The organism is Bacillus sp. SSR7, assembly GCF_055902415.1.
This window is the reverse complement of sequence record NZ_JBVVXV010000014.1, coordinates 144,444-164,905: the sequence shown is the minus strand read 5'-3', so window position 1 is coordinate 164,905 and position 20,462 is coordinate 144,444. Positions and strand designations below refer to the sequence as shown.

The 20,462-nt window shown below is 32.6% G+C and carries 18 protein-coding genes and 3 pseudogenes; 8 read left to right on the top strand and 13 right to left on the bottom strand.

What is annotated here, in order from left to right; genetic code table 11:
- Nucleotides 1–498: 498 nt before the first annotated feature.
- From AC0NJG_RS21945 to AC0NJG_RS21925, 5 genes and pseudogenes are all read right to left on the bottom strand, one after another.
- The gene (locus AC0NJG_RS21945; protein ID WP_474063436.1) at nucleotides 499–963 is read right to left on the bottom strand and encodes a DUF5065 domain-containing protein; all 465 of its coding nucleotides are present in this window, start codon (nucleotides 961–963) and stop codon (nucleotides 499–501) included.
- 27 nt (nucleotides 964–990) lie between these two features.
- A complete protein-coding gene (locus AC0NJG_RS21940) occupies nucleotides 991–1,170 on the bottom strand; it encodes a hypothetical protein (RefSeq protein ID WP_474063435.1) in 180 nt (59 codons plus the stop codon).
- 664 nt (nucleotides 1,171–1,834) lie between these two features.
- Nucleotides 1,835–2,220 (bottom strand): annotated as a pseudogene (locus AC0NJG_RS21935) (Rpn family recombination-promoting nuclease/putative transposase); the annotation flags it as partial.
- A gap of 301 nt (nucleotides 2,221–2,521) precedes the next feature.
- Entirely contained in the window at nucleotides 2,522–2,746 is a 225-nt protein-coding gene (locus tag AC0NJG_RS21930; protein WP_474063434.1) for a DUF2187 family protein, read from the bottom strand.
- Between the two features lie 22 nt (nucleotides 2,747–2,768).
- Nucleotides 2,769–3,404, bottom strand: coding sequence for a recombinase family protein (locus tag AC0NJG_RS21925; RefSeq protein WP_474063433.1), 636 nt, complete (start codon nucleotides 3,402–3,404; stop codon nucleotides 2,769–2,771).
- Nucleotides 3,405–3,947: 543 nt separating this feature from the next.
- Between AC0NJG_RS21925 and AC0NJG_RS21920 the strand changes: the two genes are divergently transcribed.
- Both AC0NJG_RS21920 and AC0NJG_RS21915 read left to right on the top strand, forming a co-directional pair.
- Nucleotides 3,948–4,430 (top strand): thioredoxin family protein, encoded by a 483-nt coding sequence (locus tag AC0NJG_RS21920; protein WP_173601861.1) that lies wholly within the window; start codon nucleotides 3,948–3,950, stop codon nucleotides 4,428–4,430.
- A gap of 39 nt (nucleotides 4,431–4,469) precedes the next feature.
- Nucleotides 4,470–5,615, top strand: coding sequence for a DUF418 domain-containing protein (locus AC0NJG_RS21915; protein WP_474063432.1), 1,146 nt, complete (start codon nucleotides 4,470–4,472; stop codon nucleotides 5,613–5,615).
- Between the two features lie 609 nt (nucleotides 5,616–6,224).
- On the opposite strand, the pseudogene AC0NJG_RS21910 reads toward AC0NJG_RS21915, so the two are convergent.
- Nucleotides 6,225–6,554: pseudogene (locus AC0NJG_RS21910) on the bottom strand (multimodular transpeptidase-transglycosylase / penicillin-binding protein 1A/1B); the annotation flags it as partial.
- 675 nt (nucleotides 6,555–7,229) lie between these two features.
- Between AC0NJG_RS21910 and AC0NJG_RS21905 the strand changes: the two are divergent.
- On the top strand, nucleotides 7,230–7,700 hold the full coding sequence (locus AC0NJG_RS21905; RefSeq protein WP_087953928.1) for a hypothetical protein: 471 nt from the start codon (nucleotides 7,230–7,232) through the stop codon (nucleotides 7,698–7,700).
- Nucleotides 7,701–8,002: 302 nt separating this feature from the next.
- On the opposite strand, the gene AC0NJG_RS21900 is transcribed toward AC0NJG_RS21905, so the two are convergent.
- Together AC0NJG_RS21900 and AC0NJG_RS21895 are read right to left on the bottom strand one after the other, a co-directional pair.
- The gene (locus AC0NJG_RS21900; RefSeq protein ID WP_087953929.1) at nucleotides 8,003–8,974 is read right to left on the bottom strand and encodes a hypothetical protein; all 972 of its coding nucleotides are present in this window, start codon (nucleotides 8,972–8,974) and stop codon (nucleotides 8,003–8,005) included.
- Nucleotides 8,975–8,990: 16 nt separating this feature from the next.
- A complete protein-coding gene (locus tag AC0NJG_RS21895) occupies nucleotides 8,991–9,452 on the bottom strand; it encodes a hypothetical protein (protein WP_087953930.1) in 462 nt (153 codons plus the stop codon).
- A 252-nt stretch (nucleotides 9,453–9,704) separates the two neighbouring features.
- Between AC0NJG_RS21895 and AC0NJG_RS21890 the strand changes: the two genes are divergently transcribed.
- Nucleotides 9,705–9,899 carry a hypothetical protein gene (locus AC0NJG_RS21890; RefSeq protein WP_002029280.1) on the top strand — a complete coding sequence of 65 codons (195 nt, stop codon included), beginning with the start codon at nucleotides 9,705–9,707 and terminating at the stop codon, nucleotides 9,897–9,899.
- 245 nt (nucleotides 9,900–10,144) lie between these two features.
- On the top strand, nucleotides 10,145–10,417 hold the full coding sequence (locus tag AC0NJG_RS21885) for an HU family DNA-binding protein (RefSeq protein ID WP_001043935.1): 273 nt from the start codon (nucleotides 10,145–10,147) through the stop codon (nucleotides 10,415–10,417).
- A 387-nt stretch (nucleotides 10,418–10,804) separates the two neighbouring features.
- Here the strand turns inward: AC0NJG_RS21885 and AC0NJG_RS21880 are convergent, their stop codons facing one another.
- Together AC0NJG_RS21880 and AC0NJG_RS21875 are read right to left on the bottom strand one after the other, a co-directional pair.
- Nucleotides 10,805–11,080: a barstar family protein gene (locus AC0NJG_RS21880; RefSeq protein WP_474063431.1), complete on the bottom strand. Its 276-nt coding sequence runs from the start codon at nucleotides 11,078–11,080 to the stop codon at nucleotides 10,805–10,807.
- 14 nt (nucleotides 11,081–11,094) lie between these two features.
- Entirely contained in the window at nucleotides 11,095–13,872 is a 2,778-nt protein-coding gene (locus AC0NJG_RS21875) for an S-layer homology domain-containing protein (protein WP_474063430.1), read from the bottom strand.
- Between the two features lie 620 nt (nucleotides 13,873–14,492).
- Here AC0NJG_RS21875 and AC0NJG_RS21870 point away from each other — a divergent pair.
- From AC0NJG_RS21870 to AC0NJG_RS21860, 3 genes are all read left to right on the top strand, one after another.
- A complete protein-coding gene (locus AC0NJG_RS21870; protein ID WP_474063429.1) occupies nucleotides 14,493–15,065 on the top strand; it encodes a recombinase family protein in 573 nt (190 codons plus the stop codon).
- Nucleotides 15,066–15,145: 80 nt separating this feature from the next.
- The gene (locus AC0NJG_RS21865; protein ID WP_000350214.1) at nucleotides 15,146–15,679 is read left to right on the top strand and encodes a sigma-70 family RNA polymerase sigma factor; all 534 of its coding nucleotides are present in this window, start codon (nucleotides 15,146–15,148) and stop codon (nucleotides 15,677–15,679) included.
- Nucleotides 15,672–16,700, top strand: a complete 1,029-nt coding sequence (locus tag AC0NJG_RS21860; protein WP_149174857.1) for a DUF4179 domain-containing protein — start codon at nucleotides 15,672–15,674, stop codon at nucleotides 16,698–16,700. The genes AC0NJG_RS21865 and AC0NJG_RS21860 overlap by 8 nt, the downstream gene beginning before the upstream one ends.
- A gap of 180 nt (nucleotides 16,701–16,880) precedes the next feature.
- Here AC0NJG_RS21860 and AC0NJG_RS21855 read toward each other — a convergent pair.
- From AC0NJG_RS21855 to AC0NJG_RS21845, 3 genes and pseudogenes are all read right to left on the bottom strand, one after another.
- A pseudogene (locus AC0NJG_RS21855) lies at nucleotides 16,881–17,396 on the bottom strand (IS4 family transposase); the annotation flags it as partial.
- Between the two features lie 137 nt (nucleotides 17,397–17,533).
- Nucleotides 17,534–18,454 carry an MBL fold metallo-hydrolase gene (locus AC0NJG_RS21850; RefSeq protein ID WP_429680818.1) on the bottom strand — a complete coding sequence of 307 codons (921 nt, stop codon included), beginning with the start codon at nucleotides 18,452–18,454 and terminating at the stop codon, nucleotides 17,534–17,536.
- A 337-nt stretch (nucleotides 18,455–18,791) separates the two neighbouring features.
- On the bottom strand, nucleotides 18,792–20,273 hold the full coding sequence (locus AC0NJG_RS21845; protein WP_474063428.1) for a UDP-N-acetylmuramoyl-L-alanyl-D-glutamate--2,6-diaminopimelate ligase: 1,482 nt from the start codon (nucleotides 20,271–20,273) through the stop codon (nucleotides 18,792–18,794).
- Nucleotides 20,274–20,462: the final 189 nt, after the last annotated feature.

Genomic DNA, 20,462 nt, shown 5'->3' with positions numbered 1-20,462 from the left:
ATCCCTTGTTCGAAGCCAATTCATCTCCTACCTACTCACTGGGCTGTGACCCTTCGCGCTCCTTGAGGAAGGAGTCTTCTTGGCTAAAATGATAAAAATAAGAGACGCGTCAACATCTCTTCAAGTAACTGCTACCGTAAGGTGAGTGGTTGCGACTAAATACTCCTTTTAGATTTAGAAGACTTCCCACGCTTGCGAGGCTGACGGGTGGTCTTCTTCTTTTTGTTTTTAGAAGTAATAGATCCATTGGCTACACCTCCTTTCCCCATCAAATGAGAAAAGACAGTCGCTTATTATCGTAGTCAATTATTGATGCTCCCATTACGATACCCTTTTTCTGATAAAACAAAAAACGGATACTCCCATCATAGGAGCGTCCGCTATAAATATACTTCTAAATGATTAGCATTTTTCTATCCTAAAAAGAATCTATTATTATATCCTCGATCCCTCTTACCTTACCCGGAAAACTCCTAAAAGGGAGTTTTATTATTGATATTATTTTAAATAAAATACGTCTGTATTAAACGTTCCTAAATATACAGAACCTGAAGATGTTGTTTTGTACGTATCAACTTTCAAACGATATTTTCCTTTTTCATAAATGCCTACCCCATTGTAATTGACTTTACCAATATCAATGTTCATTCCTACATATTCTCCAGGTACAAACCAAGAAATTAAAGGCTTGTTCACATTTTCCCACGTGCCATTTGCACGCTGAATTTGTGGTTGCATACGAAGCTCAACTTCATAAGCTTTGTTGTCATTTTTAATTTTAATATTTATATATGAATCTGTACCAACATAATGATTTGCTTTTGTTGTATTTACGCTAGCTCCGTAACCTGAAGCCGCTGCTACTTTTGATACGGGGTTAACTAATTCTAGAGTACCTACACCTCCTAATGCAATTGCTGAAGCTAACATTGTCATACCCATTTTCTTTTTCCATGGTTTCATGTTAAATTCCTCCAATTCCCAATTATTTTATCGTGTTAATTTTACTGACACTGTGTACATTGTATCAATTGAACCAGCAGCATTTTCAACTTCAACTCTCACACGGAAAGTACCTATTTCCGCGATTGATTCGCCATTGCCTGTTGAAACGATAATTTCTTCATTTGTACAAGCTAGTAACATAGCCCCCTTCCAAATCCATTCCATTATGTCGAAATGAAGGTATTTTTTCTCTTAAAATATTATAAATTTTATTTTAAAATCCTATTATAATAATATTGTTTTTCTCTCTTCTTTGTATATTTACAACATGGAGAATACAGAGACAACTTTTTCAAAACTTTATTAGGGGAAAGTCTTGAAAAATCCCTCATAATAATATTTACATAAATGTAATATGTAGTAAATTGATAGAATTTAAACTAATTATTCCCAATATTCAATAATCTAATTCTTTGCCATACAAAGAGTAACATTAACATTTCAAAAAAAACAAGCAAAGTCCATTTAGACAAAAAACATCCATATTTCACCTTATTAAAAATAAGTCAGCTCTTTTATATACAAAGGACGTACGGATTGTAAATTAGTCAAATGTAACTCCTCAAAATTATATGCACCAAAGAAATTGACGTATTCCCAATGTAGAGATCCTCCCCTATCAGAAAAGAAGAGTTCCATACAACAATGAAGAAAGTGAACTACCGTATATAAACGTTTATTATGTCTCAATAACCCTTATAAATCCCTTAGCAGACAATTTTTTTAAAGTGATATGGTGCCCCCTATGAAGTTTCCTACTGTATCTCCACATAAACTCCAGATAGTGCGGCTATAATGACTACCAGAGGTGATATTATGAAAAACTATCAAATACCTCATATTCAGGAAACATAACGAAATTTAACAAATTAATCGTAATGGTTTTATGAAGAGAACTATATGGCATCCCCTTTTGTAGTTGGGATGTATATAGTCTTCCCCAGTAATATAAACTTCTCTTAATCATGTCATGATTGTTATTCAACTGTATTTCCACATTTACCTTTGTGCCGGTATCTAATGTAGCAGAAATATCTAAAATCGATATTTTATCCTCTTCATGCTCGCGGTGCAAGTGTGGATCTTCTAATTGTAACGAAACAATGGGTGATTCCAAAGAATTCAGTAACATCGCGTTTAAAAAGTAATCAAAATATCTTCATTTCCACTTGTACCAAATAATTGTTTAAAAGCAAAATCTATGTGTAAATTCACTAATTATTGGTTGGACACGGGTTTTCCTCTCTCCATCTCATATAATGTTTTTCTTTCATTGTACATAAAAAACAATGATTCATATGCAAATAAGCTCTTATATCCGTGGACATAAGAGCTTATTTGCTACCATACATAATTAACAGATTAGTTGGCTTTCATAGAAATTGAAAGATTGCCTACTGTAAGGAAAACTCACGTTTAGTATACAAAATACGAACAAAAATGCCAATATATAAATGTATTCAAGACAGCATATGACATTTGAAAAACTGCTTCTAGATTTCTTTAAGAGCAATTTTCATGAAACTTTACTTTTTACTTGTTTACGGGTTATCTTATGATAACGCCCATGTTTTACTACCTGTCTAGCATCAATTAACTCCTCTTCCATCATATCTGAAACATCTACAACAATGGTATTCGTTAAAACTCTTACCACATATCCAGTTAATTGCAAGGAAGGATTCTTACGATAAAAAAATTGAACGCAATCACCAATTTTTACTTTTGCTGTATGTTCCATATAACAACCTCCTAAATTATAATTAATCATTCAGTAGATTTTTATGTTTTGTTTCTTCATACTGCTTTGCAAGTTTGTAAAACGAAGAACGTTTGATACCATATTTCTTCATGACTCCTACTGCTGTCATGCCACCAGACTTCCATTCTTTATAGGCTTCAATAAATTCGGCTGTAATTTCTACTGGAGGACGTCCTAACCGCTTACCTTGCCTTTTAGCTAGAGCCATACCCTCCGCTTGTCGCTGTTTAATATCATGCCGTTCTTTTTCTGCAAAAGCAGATAAAATGGTAAGAGTTGCTTTCTGAATAGCACTTTGAATAACATCATTTGTACTCTTACGTGTGTAATTTACATTAATAAATGGTTCTTTTATAAATTGTAAATTAATCTCATGCTTTTCATAGTATCTGAATTCCTCTAGGACATCATTCATGCTTCTTCCTAGTCTAGTTAAAGAATCAAATACAATGGTATCACCTGTACGAGCAAGACGTTTTACCGTTTGATAATTTTCGCGTTGCATATTTCTACCAGATTGTCTATCGATAAAAATATCTCGATCTTCTATCCCTAAATCTTTCATATTTCGAATTTGTCGTTCTTCATTTTGATTCTTACTGGAAACTCGTACATATCCAAATGTTTTATGTTTCATTTCATACACCCCATAAATAATTATAACAAAAACGTCTGTAAATGTTTATAAAATATACAGACATCCGTAATGTTTAAAATTACCTTTACAGACGCATTTTCCTATAGGTTTATGTATATCTGTATAGGTAAACCTTTAGATAAAGTGCGTTTATTGCAGCACAAACTACTTCAAAAGGTATCAAAATGTACTTAAGCCACACTTCATAAGTACACACACACTTTTTGAGAGATTGTTTGTTGAATGAATTTATGCTTAATGGAGGAAATAGTGTTCTTAACAGTTAGATGAAACACAAAAACTCCCTTGCTTGTGTTTTTGTATTTATTTTATATACAATCTGGTACATGAAATTATACAAACTAAGTTATTTCTTTTATTTTAAATTCATATAGATTCCTATATAAATATTATGGTATTGTAGGGATAGAAAATTTGTTTCCATTGTTTATACTCTATTGTACGTAGCGTGAAGGACAAACCTTACGCCCTGTTAACTCGGGCGAGGTTTGTCCTTTTTTTTACTTTAAGGAGGAATTTACTATGAAAAAAATCTACAAAATCGGAGCAGTTATAACAACTTTATGTGTTATTGGTATCACGATCTTTACTTTAACTAAAAACGAATCAGTCAAAACAGAAATAGTAACACCTGAAAAAACAATTGTATCTGCTGCAGATGTAAAAGGATCACCTGAAAATATAAAGGATATTTCAAAAGAAGAATTAAAGCAAAAAATACAATCACATGAAGAGTTCATTGCGTATTACTATCAACCAACCTGTCATTATTGTAAAAAGGCTGCACCAGATATAAATAGTATGTCAAAAAAGCATGATAGAACTATCTATCGTATTGATATCTCTACCCCAGAAAATCAAAGTGCCTTTCAAGAGTTCGACATTCCTGGTACTCCAGTTGTTGTAGCTTATAACAGAGGCGAAGAAATTGAACGCCTAGAAGGTGCAGTGTCAGCAGCTACATATGACGGATTCTTTGCGAGACGTAATTCGAGCGCTAGTTAATATAGTGCTCGTTTTTCTTTGTAAGAAAGGAGAATTAACATGCAACAAAACGCTCGTATTCATTCTTTAGACATAATAAGAGGAATATCCATAATATGTATCCTATTTGCTAACCTCCCTACTATGACGGGACTAGATCCCTTTAATCAAGCAGGATACTCCGGTACAGATAAAGTGATTCGTTTTTTAATAGATTTGTTTATACAGGCAAAATTCTATACTATTTTTGCGTTCTTATTTGGAGTAGGGTTTTATATCTTTATAAAAAATGCTGAAGCAAAAGGCAATTCTATGTATAAGCTGTTTAGCCGTAGATTGTTTATCTTACTACTCTTTGGTTTAGTCCACTTTATCTTTCTATGGTATGGAGACATTCTACACGCATATGCCTTAGCTGGTTTTATCCTATTGTTCTTTTATAAGCGATCCACAAAGCTAATTTTTATAGTTGGCTGCATCTCTCTATTTGTTAGCTATACATTACATGCTATTTTATTTATACAAGCAAATCCTTCTATTTCTGCCGTACCAAGTTACTATCAATATATGTTTACAGGCAACACTAACAATCACACTATAAATCTATTTTCACATTATTCACATCAAGTAAAGGCTCGTCTGTTCTTTTTAATGATTGAGGAATTTCAACAATTACTAGTAGGAATTCCAGAATATATAGGCTTATTTTTAATTGGTTTATGGGCTGGTAAGAAAGATATTTTTAAAAGGGTACCGGAATTAACAGAAAAAATTAGATTTATCCAGTGGAGTTCGTTATGCATTTCATGTCTTCTCTCTTGTCCTATTATCTACTATTTTATAAAAACCGATATCTATTACTCTCAGAATATTAAACTATGGATTCTATTTGGAGGGAAAACGCTAGCTATATTCTATATTTGTACTCTACTTAGGGTTTGTGAGAATAGAAAATATATAGAGCGGCTGAAACCTTTTATGAACGTAGGCAAGTATGCTTTAACAAATTACATTAGCCAAAGCATACTAACTATTGTCATTCTTTCGTTGTACTTTAAAGATGTCTCACGGGTATATTACTGGCAACTATGTATCTTCGGGATTTTAATTATTTTTGTACAAATTATATTCAGCAAAATTTGGAGTAAATATTTCCGCTATGGTCCCATTGAATGGATATGGAGAAGAGGAATTTACAAAAAATAACCTATCTTTCACCAGTTTTATGCAATTAACTGAAAAAATGATAAAATATCATATGAAAGATAAAAGATACATTTGTGATTGTAAAATGATGTGATTAAAATTAAAGTGGTTTAAGTCAGAGGAAGGCACCTTAAGGTGTCTTTTCCTTTGTATATAAAAAATCATGGCCATCCTATGGAAATGGCCATGATTTTTTATGGACTACATATTATCCGATTCATCAGTTTTATTATAAACACATTTAGCTTCTCAAAAAAGCTACCAGTGATCCATACCCCAACATAATGGGAAAGAATGAGCGTTCCGTATGTTTGGATTTCCAGGTAATGTCGTTTACAACTTCTTTTGCTTCTTCCTGAGTTTCGTTTTTGTGGGAACAAACATTTTTTAGTTGATGGCGATGTGATAGGAACCCAGAATGAAATAGTATAATTTAGTTATAAGGCTCTCACATCAATTGTGAGAGCTTTTTCTATTATTAGGCACAAACATACACTAGTAGAGTTATAGAAACGCTTATACTCATAAGATATTTGTAATTTGGAGTATCGCCATCAAACTACAACAGCAACTAACCAATCCCAAAAAATAACTCGTTTTCTATCAAAGTTACCATTTTATTTTAGTTGGATTCAATTTATCAATGTATCCACGTGCTAACTGTTTTTCATTACTGTCAAAGATACCAATATCACCGCTAAAATTCTCCCAGTATTCTCCTAAATAGTCTTTGCTAGGTGAGTGTAAATCAACATATAATCCCATCGTTCCAAAACTTGCTACTTGTCGTGCCAATGAATCGCCTACTTCTTTTGCTTGTTCTTTCGTTGTTCCGACTGGCATAATGGCAACAATTCTTGTTAAACTATCTTTCGCTTCAATGTGGATATCTTGTACTGGTGTCGTATATTGGATTCCATCTTTTATTGTTTGAACCCCATGGCCATCAATTTAAGAACAGGAACAAAATGAACTTTCGTTCATCAGGACTAAAATATTCTTAAAGTAGAGGTACACTCTTATAAATGTGCATGCCAAATAAACCTAGATGGGCATCATTTTAAAAAATTATGCAGCTTTCTTTTTCCTTCTCAAACCACTATACTCATATACAATGCCCAGAATATCAAAGACTGTCTTCTTCTCATACCGGTGAGATTTTCGGCCGTTTTTTTGTAAGAGATTAAAAAGATGGAGACAAACCATACTCCAGTCTTCCAAAAATCGTTAAAAATATATGGCATAAAAATTAAAAAGACCTAATATTACCATCAAAGAATTCAATGGAAATAAAGTAGATTGTTTAGCACAAGCTGATCCAAAAATAATTACAAAAGTTATACCAGCTCCACGTAATACACGATATTTTATACAGTTTTTCGGCTAATCCAATAACTGACAAGGGCCCTAAAACCTCAGCAGTATAGGAATGTAAAAAAACTGTATAGAACCATAGAACAAAAAAGACGATTCCTTTGTGAAAATAGGGATTCGTCTTTTTCTTCGTTACCGATAATAATGTGTTATATTAACTTTACATGTATAATGTATACAAAATCTTTTTTCTTTAATTCATCATTCTATATCTTATTATCTAAAATAAGGAGGAGAAAAATGAAAAAAATCATGTGTTTAGTTATAGGTTTTGTGCTATCTATAAATTTGGTAGGTTGTACTAATAAAGAAAAACAAGCTGCTACTTCAAAACCGTCTACATCTGAACAACAAAAAGCAGAGGCTCATGCTGTAATATTTGAGGACAAGGACAAAATTACATCAATTGAGTTGAAAAAATTAAGCAAACACGATATTATCAAAACAACAAATAAAGATACGATTAAATCTGTTGTTTCAGCAATAGAAAATAGTAAACCCACAAATATATCATTGGATCAAAAAACTAAAAATGCAATAAGATCGCATATGATTATTAAATATAAAAATGGCTCAGAAGAAACTTTTTTTGTTTGGATGGAAAGGGATCTTGAAATTATGATTGCAGAAAGTACAGATGAAACTAACGCTATGGCTTTTAAGATAGACAATACAAATTTTAAACAAGCAATTGATTTCCTAAAAAAATAAACCTAACTTCCTCCAATGAAAATTATGTAAATAAGCTGTCCGTATGGACAGCTTATTATATTTTTTACTTAGATACCCCTATTATGTGCCGCAAAAAGAGCCTTAGTAAATAAGACTCTTTTTGGGTGAACAATATCTATTTTTTTTTATAGATTATTTTATATAACCAATAGATAATTATTAATCCTATAATCGATGCCAAGCTGTATTTGGGTGGGCCACAAGCAGAAAACGAACCATAGCATGAAAGTAAATCTTGAATCATACTGTTAGTTTCTATGTTCATCATTCCACTTATCCCCTCACTCTATTTGTACTCGGTTTAGCTTTTTGATATCCCAAAAATCAGGATTTTTCAATGGTCCACTTTCATTCTCAATTCTTTCAAAAGGATTTTTAATGACAAGTATATTTATATTGTTTTTACTTTTCGGTAAATCTGTATTTTTAAAGTTTAACTTCAAAGATACATCAGAGTTTTCTTGTGCATATAAAAATCGTTCTGAAATAATGTGTTCATTAACTTTATAATCAATTAATGGTACAACAACAAATTTTTCATCCTTTGTAGCGTTAAAATGGAGCCATAAATTTTCTAATGAACTCTTTTTTATTTGTCCTAGTGCATCTTCATATTTTGTAAATTTTTCTTGTTCTGTAACAAATACTAATTCATTAGAAATTTCAATACTGTTAGTATCAACTTGGGCTGGAGTGAATTCTGGTGTTTTAGGAACTACATCATCTTTTACAATAAGCTGCAATCTTCTAATGTTCATAAAATTATCTGGAGAATAATAATGATTATTTTTCAAATAATCATTGGGTCTTCTGATAAGAATAGCTAGCACATCATGTCGGCCATTAGGAATATCAGAGAAAGTAATATCCAAATTTTTTTGTTCATTTGCTTTTATCTTAAAATCTATACTTGTTTGTTTTTTCTTGTTAGGTATACTGAAAGGCGCTTCTTTATAATCTATTAAAAAAAACAATTTATATTCCATATCTTCTGGATGTTGATTTGCAATTGTAATAGCTGGTTTAAAAGTGTTATTATCCAATTTAAATGTATATTGAAAATCTGATAAGGCATTATCACTAGTTAACTTAAAACTAGTTCCTACTAATGGATTTGTTTGTTCTTTAGTCTGTTCACTTTTTTCATTAGTTTTATTAGTATTTTCATTTGAAGTCGTGTTTTCACTCGAATTACATGAAACCAATAAAACAGCAATAACTACTAATGAGAATATTTTGTAGACTGTTTTCATATGACCTAATTAACCTTTAAAAGTCTGTATCTTGTGTATATAGTACGCTATCTTGTCCATTATTATAAAATTTGTGTACAGATTCACTACGATAGCTACCTGAAGTATAATAGTATCCATAAGCTGATTGTGCGTTAGCATAAGCTGTGCCGTACTGTGTATCAGATGATGGTGTAGTAGCAAGACTACCATTTTTATAGAAGAAATTTGCAACAGAAATAATTTGAATCGGTCGACCGGCTGTAGAATCTCCAAAAGCCATTACTCCAGCACTATTTTTTCCAAGAACAGATCTTCCCGAAATTGGATATACAAAAAGACTTCGATCATCACTCATTACAGAAACTGCAGTCTCTTTTGCGTTTTTAAAATTTTCACGATCAGCAGGTACTGGAATAGAATCAGCACTTGCACCAGAACTAAAAGCAAAACTACCTAAAATACCTAAAGATAGAGCAGAAATTAATGCTTTTTTCATAAAGACACATCCTTTATTTGTAGTGACAGGTATATATTGAATTCGAAACCTGTGATTACAGTATATATATATTTATTTCGGTTATCAACGGAAAATTCAGAAAATGAAGAAAAATGTCTGTTCTTGTTTAGAAAGAGTGACGTTTTTTACTTTTTGTGATAGTGAATATTCTTAAGTTGATGGGCATGTATGGTGACCCCAGTATATACAGTAACACTTTTAATATGAGTAAGGGAGCGATTACTGTTGAAAATGACAAAAGGAGATGCAATACTCCGTTTGCTGACAGAAATTAAATTAGAGCTGAAGGAAACAAAAGAAGCTATTAAAAAATTTGATGAGAGATTAGAGAAAATAGAAAAGCAAACACTTCCGACAAATTCATCTAAACCTACACTAAATACTCGAAAGGAAAAAGATTGGAAATATCCCTCTAAGATGAAATGAGTCAGAGGGATATTTCTTATTTTAGAATATGTGGAACAAGCAGAACATCTATAATAGGTACTTTTAATCATTTAATATAGATGTTACAATATAGACTGTACGATGAACATGATTTTCTTTCTTACTACCACACAGAAATTGTCCCCTAGCTCTTGCTAGGGCTTTTTCTATGCACAATATTAATTGCATCATAAGTATACACACGTTATAATAGTCACCTAATTACATATGAAGAGGTGCAAAAAATGAATAAGACAGAATTAACAAAAGTAATAGCAGAAAAAGCAGAACTTACACAAAAGGATGCAGCTGCAGCAACACAAGCTGTTTTAGATACAATAACAAATGCGCTAGCAAATGGAGAAAAAGTACAGATTCTTGGTTTTGGTACATTTGAAGTACGTGAAAGATCTGCACGTACAGGACGTAACCCACAAACAGGTGAAGAAATGCAAATCGCCGCTTCAAAGGCACCTGCTTTTAAAGCTGGAAAAGAATTAAAAGAAGCAGTGAAATAATTATACATAATCTAAAGGGGCTGATATTCATATCAGCCCCTTTTTTCATAGCCTTTTTAGGACATCGCCAGCGTTTTGGAAAAAAACACACTAAGAAAAAAACTAGCCCCTACAAGAGAGGCTAGTTTACGTAAAATTCGTTAAAGGAAACTAATTTGTAATATTAGAGCAAACTCTTCCCCAAACGGAGAGGAGTTTGCTTTTTCAACAATGTAAAAACAATTAAAATACTTGTTTCTTATTCTCCTTAATGTATCTGAACAATAAGGGGTACAGAAACGATTCGAGGTATGAGGGGCCACTATGAAAGAAAACCTAATTGATACAATAAAAACCGTAGAAATTAAATATTTCCACGGTTTTTATTTTTACCTAAGATCCTTTTAATTATTTTACAACAATATAGAACTTACCTGGCATTTCATTTTGTGCATCTTGAAATGTTTCTAGAATCAAATCTGCTTCTTCGCCTAACATATTCTGGCTTTCTTTGAAAAATTCCCATTCTATTGTTAAAGGAAGAGTAACCCATGCAGTTAAGCAATCCCACAACGCATTAGCATTTTCACCATAGTAATCTGGAAGATCTAATTTGTTCTTTAATGTTTTATGCAGTGCATTTTTACTTGTAAACATCCGTCCATCTAAATATATTTTTTCCATAACTAAATTCCTTTCTACTTTACTTCAGTAAACGTTTTGTAATGATCTGAAGTCCTATACACCAATCCATCACTAGAATAAAGAATCCTATCATTACCTCGATACCCTGATGAATAATTAATATCAGCTTCATACCAAACTCTACCTGGAGCACTTGGTAAGGGATTCCCTCTGTTTTGGAATATATCACCTCCTATACTTTTCCCAGGGGCTACTTCATGAAGGTTCCCATCCTTACTAACCCAACCAAGTGCTTGTGCCTGTTCTTTCGTGATATAATTATCCGGTAATTTTTTATGTTCTTTTACATATTTAGCAACTTCATCAAAACCAGTAGGATATTTTGTGAAATTAGTAGTTTTTGCAGCCGTTTCTAAAGCCTTCCCTTTCTTCTCAAGGTCTCCAACCTTTCCGAAAACTTTACCAACAACTCGTGTTGTACCACCAGATACGGCAGCCAGTGTCCCCCATGCATAATCTTCTGGACCATATTTTAGACCTGTTACTAAGTCCTCCCCTTTTATGAGTTGTCCAATTTCTTTTCCTGTACCAATTATAGGCGTAATACCCAATATGAAAGATAGATCTCCATCATTCTTACGATCATATACTCTAGATGGATCAGCACCTAAATCACGTAGTGCATTACTCAAGTCAATATTTCCAATGTTTTTGGATGCTGCAGGTACATCAATTTTATAACTCGCAATTTTATTAGCAGAGTCCATAATATTATTGGCAGCATCTAATCCAGACATAATATCTGTATGTATTGTTGGAAATGCTTGTTGGGCTTCTGTAACATGCGTTGAGACACTATTAATTAGTCCATCAGCCATTACTGCTTGTTTATGAAGAGAATCCCCAGCTCTCATTAAAGAATTTTCGAATTTAAGAAACTTTTGATTCACATCTCGTAGATCATTGGCCATTTGTTTATATTCAGGTAATCTACTTTTGAAACCTTCGTGCATGGTAGTAAGTTGCTGTCCATAGTCACGAACACCGTCTGCAAATTTTTCTATTTCACCTTTTGGTAATGTGCCAACCCATTTTTCTGCAGGTTCAATAAACACCTTATTAATTGAGAGCGAGTAAGCTGTTGTCATATCCATAAACATTATCAGGGCATCTGTTCCTGCTTCAGCAGTATCTACAAACCACTCCAACATTTGCTTTTTATAGGCTGTCATACTATTTTTATAATTTGTTAAATCATTCACAACTTTAGCTTTATCCTGCTGTACTAAATATTTACCTTCTTGAATTTGTTGAATAATATTACCTGAACCCTGATTCGCTTTATCGATAATCATAACACTATCTTTTAGTAGCATTAATTTATGGATTTTCCCAAAATCCTCATTCATCATCTCTAAAGTTGCGATAGTAGAATTGTATTTTTCTCTTACAGCTGGATCAGCTTCTTTTTCATAAATCTTATCTACAGTATTCTTCAATTCAGATTTTTTTAATGTCGTTAGTAATTGAGATACACTTTGTGCGAATTGACTTGATTCAACTAAAGCTGCATCATAATTTTTAGTTTCTTTTGCTTTTTTATAGCGTTCAGAGTATTTCTTTACTAACTCAGCGCTCGTTTTTAAATCGTCAATATCATGACGAATCGTATCTATTTTATTAGATAAGGATTGATCAAATACGACTGCAAATAATTTTTGCACAACGTATGTTTGACCATTGTAGTTCACCTTAAACCATAGAGGACCGTCTTCCCCTACTACTTCAAGAATTTCATCCTTACTAACTTTTATCGGGTCAAATCCCCTTACAACTGTTCTGGATTTGTAGATATTTTGGTCGAGGGATTGGATTGTTATCCACCCTTTTACCATTTTACCTGTTCTATCAAATTGGAATTGTTTTCCCTTATAGGTTACATCACCTTTTTGAATCACACCGTTATCGTCTGCATAATACCAATGAGTAGTTTGAGAGAACCATCCTTTTTGTGCAGCTCCACTTACCGTATCAAAATAGTAATCCTTTCCGCCTACAGTATTCCATCCTGAAGCTAGATTACCATTTTTATCGAAGAGATAGGTATCATCCCCTGAACGTAATAATCCAGTATGTTTCACGCCTGGTTTGTCATAATAGTATTTCTTTTCTCCATCTATGACCCAGCCAACCGATTCATTGTTTTTTATACTTGATGTTGCCGTAATTGTCCTATACAAGAACATAGAAAATTGCTCTCTAGTAACAATGCCATTTGGATTAAAATTGCCGTCACCTGTACCACTTGTTATGTTGTTACCAGCTAATATTTTGACATATTCGTTGGCCCAGTGACCTTTCATATCCGTAAATTCAACATTTCCTTGTGGTTTTAAGTCAAATGTTTTGACAAGCACAGTTGCCATTTCAGCACGTGTCATATTATTTTTCGGATTAAATTTTTTCTCAGCATTTACACTGAAAATACCACGTGCTGTTAGTGCCAAAATTTCCTTTTTAAAATTGCTGTCACCAATATCAACAAATGGATTATTTGTACTATCTTGCGGTTTTAAATATCGATATAAGAAAGCAGCGAGATGTTCGCGAGTAATAGGATCAGCTGCACCGAAATACCCATTTCCGTATCCTGTTATAATCTTATTCTCCACCATATACATCATTTCTTTATACGCCCAGTGAGTTTTAGGAACATCAATAAAAGATGATGAATTTACTTGACCATTTTGTTCTGCATACACTGTTCCTACTGTACTAAATAATAAAATACCTACCATAAAACTTAAAAATAATTTCTTAATTGTATTCATAATAGCTCCTATTCAATTGTTAAAAATATAATTGCAAAATCAGCACTTATTTTATCCTTCATTTACGACGTTTTATATAATTATCAAATTTCTATTCATACTGATATTTCACATAAGGACAACCTAAGTCATTCTGTCTAAACAATAATTAATTCATAAGATGTTTTATTTTTTAAATGTAGTAGCCCGTTTATAGAACCTTCTTAATATACAGTAAAACCAAGTTTTTCAATTTGAAAATCCCTTAGTGTAAAATTCGCATTATGTTGACAAAATCCATAATAATACCAGTCTCCTTTCTCTTTGACACGACCTATTTGATTTAAAACTTCGACTCCCTCTGTAAACAATGGTGCATAGGTAGAAAATAATTAAAATAATGATGATATAAGTCCTATGATTTTCTTCATACTCGCATCTCCTTATCAATTCGTAAAAACCTTTCAATTATATATTAGGTTTCATTGCTATTAAAATAAAAAAATATAAATATGCATAATTGCATATTTCTCCTATCAATAGAGTGTACTCTATTGATAGAATTTTGGCTCCTTGATATTATTAGCTTAATAGACTCTCAATAACACTTATCAAAATTATAGATTAAAAGAGGGATAAAAATGATTTATGGATATGCTCGAGTAAGTACACAAGATCAAAATCTAGATAGCCAGATTGATCAACTTACAAAATACGGAGTAGATGAACTTGTGGAGGAGAAAATAAGTGGCGTTTCTAAACAAAAGCCACTTTTAGATGAACTTCTTTCCAAGGTAGCTCCTAATGATACATTAGTTGTGACACGAATGGATCGTCTTGGTCGAAACACTATTCAGTTACTGCAATTAGTTGAACAACTTAGAGAAAGAGATATACACTTTGTTATTTTAAACTTAGGAATAGATACCAGAACACCAACTGGTAAATTCTTTTTAACGGTAATGGCAGCCTTTAGTGAACTAGATCGAGAAATGATTAAAGAGAAGCAACGTTCAGGAATTAAATTGGCCAAGCAAAAGGGGAAATATCGAGGAAGAGTTAAAAAATATACGGATAAGCATCAAGGTATGAATCATGCCATTGAATTACGTAAAACTACCAATAAAACTGTAAAGGAGATATGTGCAATTACAGGAATCAGTCAGGCGGCATTTTATCGTAGGCTAAAGGAAATAGAAAAAGATAATGGATAACAATTTTAATATATTTAATTATTTTGCAACCAATTTACTTCCTCATTCGACTTTATTGTGTAACGGAGAGGAGAACCAAAATGGATATAGCAAAATTAGTGAAAAAAGCAAAAAAAGGTGATGATGAAGCATTTGAACAACTGATTGATTCTGTTCGACAAAAGCTGTATCGAACAGCCTATGCATATGTTAGAAATGAACAAGATACTCTTGATGTCTATCAAGAAACAATTTATACAGCCTATATTTCAATAAAGACATTAAAAAAGCCTGAACATTTTTCGAGTTGGATTACAAAAATTCTAGTTTTTAAATCGATTGATTTTATTAGGAAAGAGTCTCGCCATTTTACTACAGATAATGAGGAAATCTTTACTGAATTAATCGCTTCTGAAAATGTTGATTTTATCATGCATTCGATGGATTTATCAGAAGCATTTAAATTCTTAAATCCTACTGTTAAGACCATTATTTTGTTGAGGTATTATCACGATTTGTCCATTAAGGAAATTGCCACCATCATGAATTACCCGGAAGGAACCGTGAAATCACACTTAAATAGGGCGAAAAAAGAGTTAAGACCCATTTTAAAGGAGGGCTATCTTTATGAATAAAGACAAATTCAATCGATCCATCGACAACATAAATGTACCTGTTGAAAAGCTAATGGCTAGGGAGAAGGCGGCTATCTTTCAAGCCAAGAAAAAAAGAAAAGCCGAAAGAACCACAAAACGGTCAATCTTGGTTGCATGTGGGTTATGTCTATCTTTGCTTGGTTCTGGATTTGTTTCAACAGGCATGGCGGAAGCCTTATCAAATGTTCCGCTAATTGGTCCAATTTATAAAGATTTTAGAGACATTGCCTCAGATAAAATTGAACACGATCAACTTACGACAGTAATTGATAAACAAGATAGTAAAAACGGCTTAACAATGACTGTAAAAGAAGCAGCTTATGATGGAAACCGGTTAATCGTAACAGTTGTTTACACAGGTCAAAAAGAACTTTCGATGAAAGAAGAAAAGGCCGGATTTAGCTATATAACAATTAATGGACAACAAGAAATTAAACCAGCGATGGGTTCAATAGGGCAAGATGACGTAAACTCGAAAACAATAATTGAACATCATCAATTTACCTTTTCTAAGTATAATGAATATGGCAATAACATTGAGATTGAGGTCCATGGAGAAGATTTATTTGGCTATGAAGGTAAGTTGAAAGTGGCTTTCCCACTTGAAAAAATAAAAGGTGATGTATTTGAGTTTTATCCAGAAGTTACAACACAAACGGTTGATGAAGTGTATACACTAACAGCCGACAAAGTAACATTCTCACCTTTATCAACAAGAATAGACCTAACGATTGATTACCCTGCCGAAATGGATAAAAACGATAGTTGGCCATGGTTTAATTTCTCTGTAGTCGATAATAATGGTCAGGTATATGATAAGCTAAAACTACAGGAAGGCATGGCTGTTGGGAACTATGGTCATCATATGGTACTGACATTGCCTCCAATGGATACCATACCAAAATCATTTACACTCAAGCCAAGTCGAACAAATAGTGAAGGATTTAGTAAAGAAATAAAGGAATTAGAATTAGTCGTTCCTTTAAATAAAAGTAAATAATGACCTCGTTTGCTTTGTTTACTCATATCGCGGAAGTACCTTAAGCTAACGAACACGCGATAGTTGAATAATGGGTTTTATTAAAAAACGTCATGAAAGTCGGATTCCATAGCTATTGGAATCCGACTTTTTAACATTAAATTTCCTTAACGTTGTAAATCCGCATTTTCCTGACGGTACCCCTACATGAATATGTAGAAATTGACCACTTAATAAATCATACTCTAGTTGAATTTTCACGCCAGCACTTTGACCGCTTCCACCTGAACCTTGATATGTAGAAGTGAATTTATCTGGAATTTGAAAATGTGTAGAATCCAATATGCGGATACGTCGAAAATAGTTTGTATACAACGTTGGAATCTTGCTAGAAGAACAAAATTGTTGGTGAAGTAAACGTGCTAAGAGTTGTTGCAAAAACTGAACAGCCTGAGAATTAAAACGTTGATTGAGTCCTTCTGGACTAATTGAAATACTTGTATTAGCTTCTAATCGACTACATAATTGTGTCAATGAAGTGTTTGCTATGTTTTCGCTTAACCAAACACAAAGAGCTATTAAATCTTGTGCACGATATTTACTTTTTCGTTGAACAAATCCTATCTCTCTAGCTAATTGCTCTAAAGCACTAGGTGACATATATCGTTGTAATTCTTTAGAAAACAATTCTAATTTATCAAAAGTCGATAAGTTCATGCTAAAAACGCCATCCTTTCCTATGATTCTACAGAAAGAATAGCGTATTTTTTCATTTTAAGGAAATTTAGTTTTATTAGCTTAATAGCGATGGGGGGAGCCTATATTGTGGAATGTAAAAAGGATTTCTATATGATTTAACATTTCAATATTCCTTTTAGCATTTTAAAATTCTGTTGATAAACCTCTGGAGAACCCCAATTTTTATAGTTGTTAGGTATTTTAATATCTTCGATATGGTCTTTTTCTCGTGCAATTACAGTTAAATCAGTTATATAGTCTATTAATTCTAAAATGTGAATTTTCGTTCCAATTGAACCATGTCCTGGAATTACTATCTCAACATCCATATCGCTAACCTTTTCCAAAATATGAATCCAATTCTCAGGATTCGATTCTTCAAAAAATGTTGGATGGCAATCAACAAATAATAAATCACCCATGAATATTACTTTCTCTTCTGGAATATAGAGAACTGCATCACAAAATGAATGTCCACCACCTAATGTGAAAAGCTGTGCACTACGTTTAACTCCATGAAACGTTATTGCATCAAAAAATGTTTTTTGAGGTAAAACTAATTTCAAAGTTGGTAATGAAACTTCCAATTCACTTAGAAAGTTTATTTGATGTTTTAACTTAGGATCATTGGTTTGATTTATTTGATCTTTTAAAGAATGAATATAATTTCTTAGACCTTGTATATCATTTTTCTGCTTATTGATTCTCGCTGGATGAATATCCTTCATTTTTTCATATGTAACTTGACTTGAAATAATATTACTTTCCTTAAATACTTGGTTACCTCGAATATGATCTCCATGCCAATGACTATTTACAACCCATGTCACGGGTCGATTTGTTATTTTTTCTGCAATATATTTCAAATCTTCAGCAGCTTGTTGTGTGTTAAATGTATCAAAAACTATTGTTTTATCCCCTAAATCAATAAAGCCTGCATTTGCTACGGCACCACCGCCTTCTCTTGCTATTGCAACGTATATCCCTTCACTAACTTTTTCAAGGCTAAAATGTTTGCTGAAAAATTCCTTATCCATTTTTCTCTCTCCTCGATTCTTTTTTAACTAAATATTTCGACATTAAAGGAAGGATTCCTTTGAAGGGGTATCGCCCATCACCATCAAGTTAAAATTTTATAATGCTCCAAAACGAAAAATTAGAGTCTTTTATAGCAATGAAGTTCATTTTTATCGTTTTGGGGGCAACCTGTTCTGTTAGGTTAATGGACATGGGGTAGCACCAACAAAACGCGAATTTCGTACGCTAAGAGATTTTTCACAGGAAAAAAGCTGTTTTCCTGTATCAAAGGAATAATCAGCTTTTTTATAGTATATATTAAACTTTATATATTGTTGGTTAAATTATGTTCATGAATTATTTGTTATTTAAAATAGCTTTTTGGGCTTTTTCTTTATCATCAAAATGTATTGTTTTATCCTTTAAAATTTGATAAGTTTCATGACCTTTACCTGCAATGAGAACAATGTCATTGGATGAAGCCATTTGTATAGCTTTATTTATAGCCTCCTCACGATTAACCTCTAATTTATACTTTGAATTGTTAAATTTCAACATACCTTTTTCAATATCTTTAATAATTGTCAAAGGATCCTCAGAACGCGGATTATCAGAGGTTACAAATACAAAATCACTGTAGCTACAAGCAATTTCCCCCATTACAGGTCGTTTTTTCGAGTCTCTATCTCCTCCACAGCCAAAAACAGTGATAATTTTACCTTTTGAAAATTCACTTATTGTAGACAGTACATTTTCTAATGCATCAGGTGTATGAGCATAATCAACTAATAAGAGAAAATCTTGGCCTTCATCCACGATTTCCATTCTACCTTCGACGCTTTTTATACTAGATAGGCTGTTACTAATATCCTCAAGTGGAATGCCTTCAATCAATGAAGTTGTTATTGCTGCCAATGCATTATAAACATTAAATCGTCCAACTAAGTTGAGAGTAATTTCTAATTCCCCATTAAAAGAAGAAACTAAAAATCGAATACCTTTTGGACTTAAAGCTATATTCTTTGCTTTAACATCAGCTTCATTATTTATTCCGTATGTAATAACTTCAGCGGAAGTTAACTTTTGAAAATAATCTACTGACTGATCATCTGCATTAAGAACAGCAAATTTTTTATCTATGGAAGAAAATTCATTCCCAAGTCTTGAGAAAAAAAGACCTTTTGTATACTTATACTCTTCAAATGTTCCGTGATAATCTAAATGATCTTGAGTTAAGTTTGTAAAAACAGCAGTTTTAAAATTGCACCCCATAACTCTACCCATATCTAAACCTTGTGATGTAACTTCCATAACACAATACTCTGTCTGATGATCTTTCATTGCTCGTAAATTTCGCTGAAGAATTGGCGGCTCTTGAGTGTTTATATCAGTGGGATACAATTCTGCACCAATTTTTATTCCGTTATTCCCCATGAGACCTGTTTGAAGTCCATAGTCAGCCAAAATTTTCTCAAGCAAATACGAAGTTGTTGTCTTACCGTTTGTTCCTGTAATTCCAATTAGTTTCATTTCATCAGATGGGTATCCATAAAAGTGCGAGGCAATAACAGCCATAGCATATCGTGCATTCTTAACAAATATTTTAGGAACATTGATGTTTACGTCTCTTTCTACAATTAATGCTACCGCTCCGTTTTTCACTGCATCTTCAGCAAAATGATGCCTATCCTCAAGAAACCCTTTAATACTTGATACACATATAAATAAATTTCCTTTTTCTATTTTTCTAGAATCCATTTGTAAACCTGTAATTTCTGTATCCATGTCCCCAACGGTCTTTTTAACCAAAAATAGACTTGCTATTTCTTTTAGCTTCAAAATAAACACCTCTTCAATAATTATTCTACCTTTTCAGTTTAACATTTTATTTAAATTCTGAATTAATTGTATGATACAAATTTTCTTGCCGGATGCATAAATAACAGCACCAAAAACGACCGTTTAAGGAACTCTATTTACTTCTAATATAACTGAAAGAAATACGGTCAAAAACCAGTTCCAAAACTC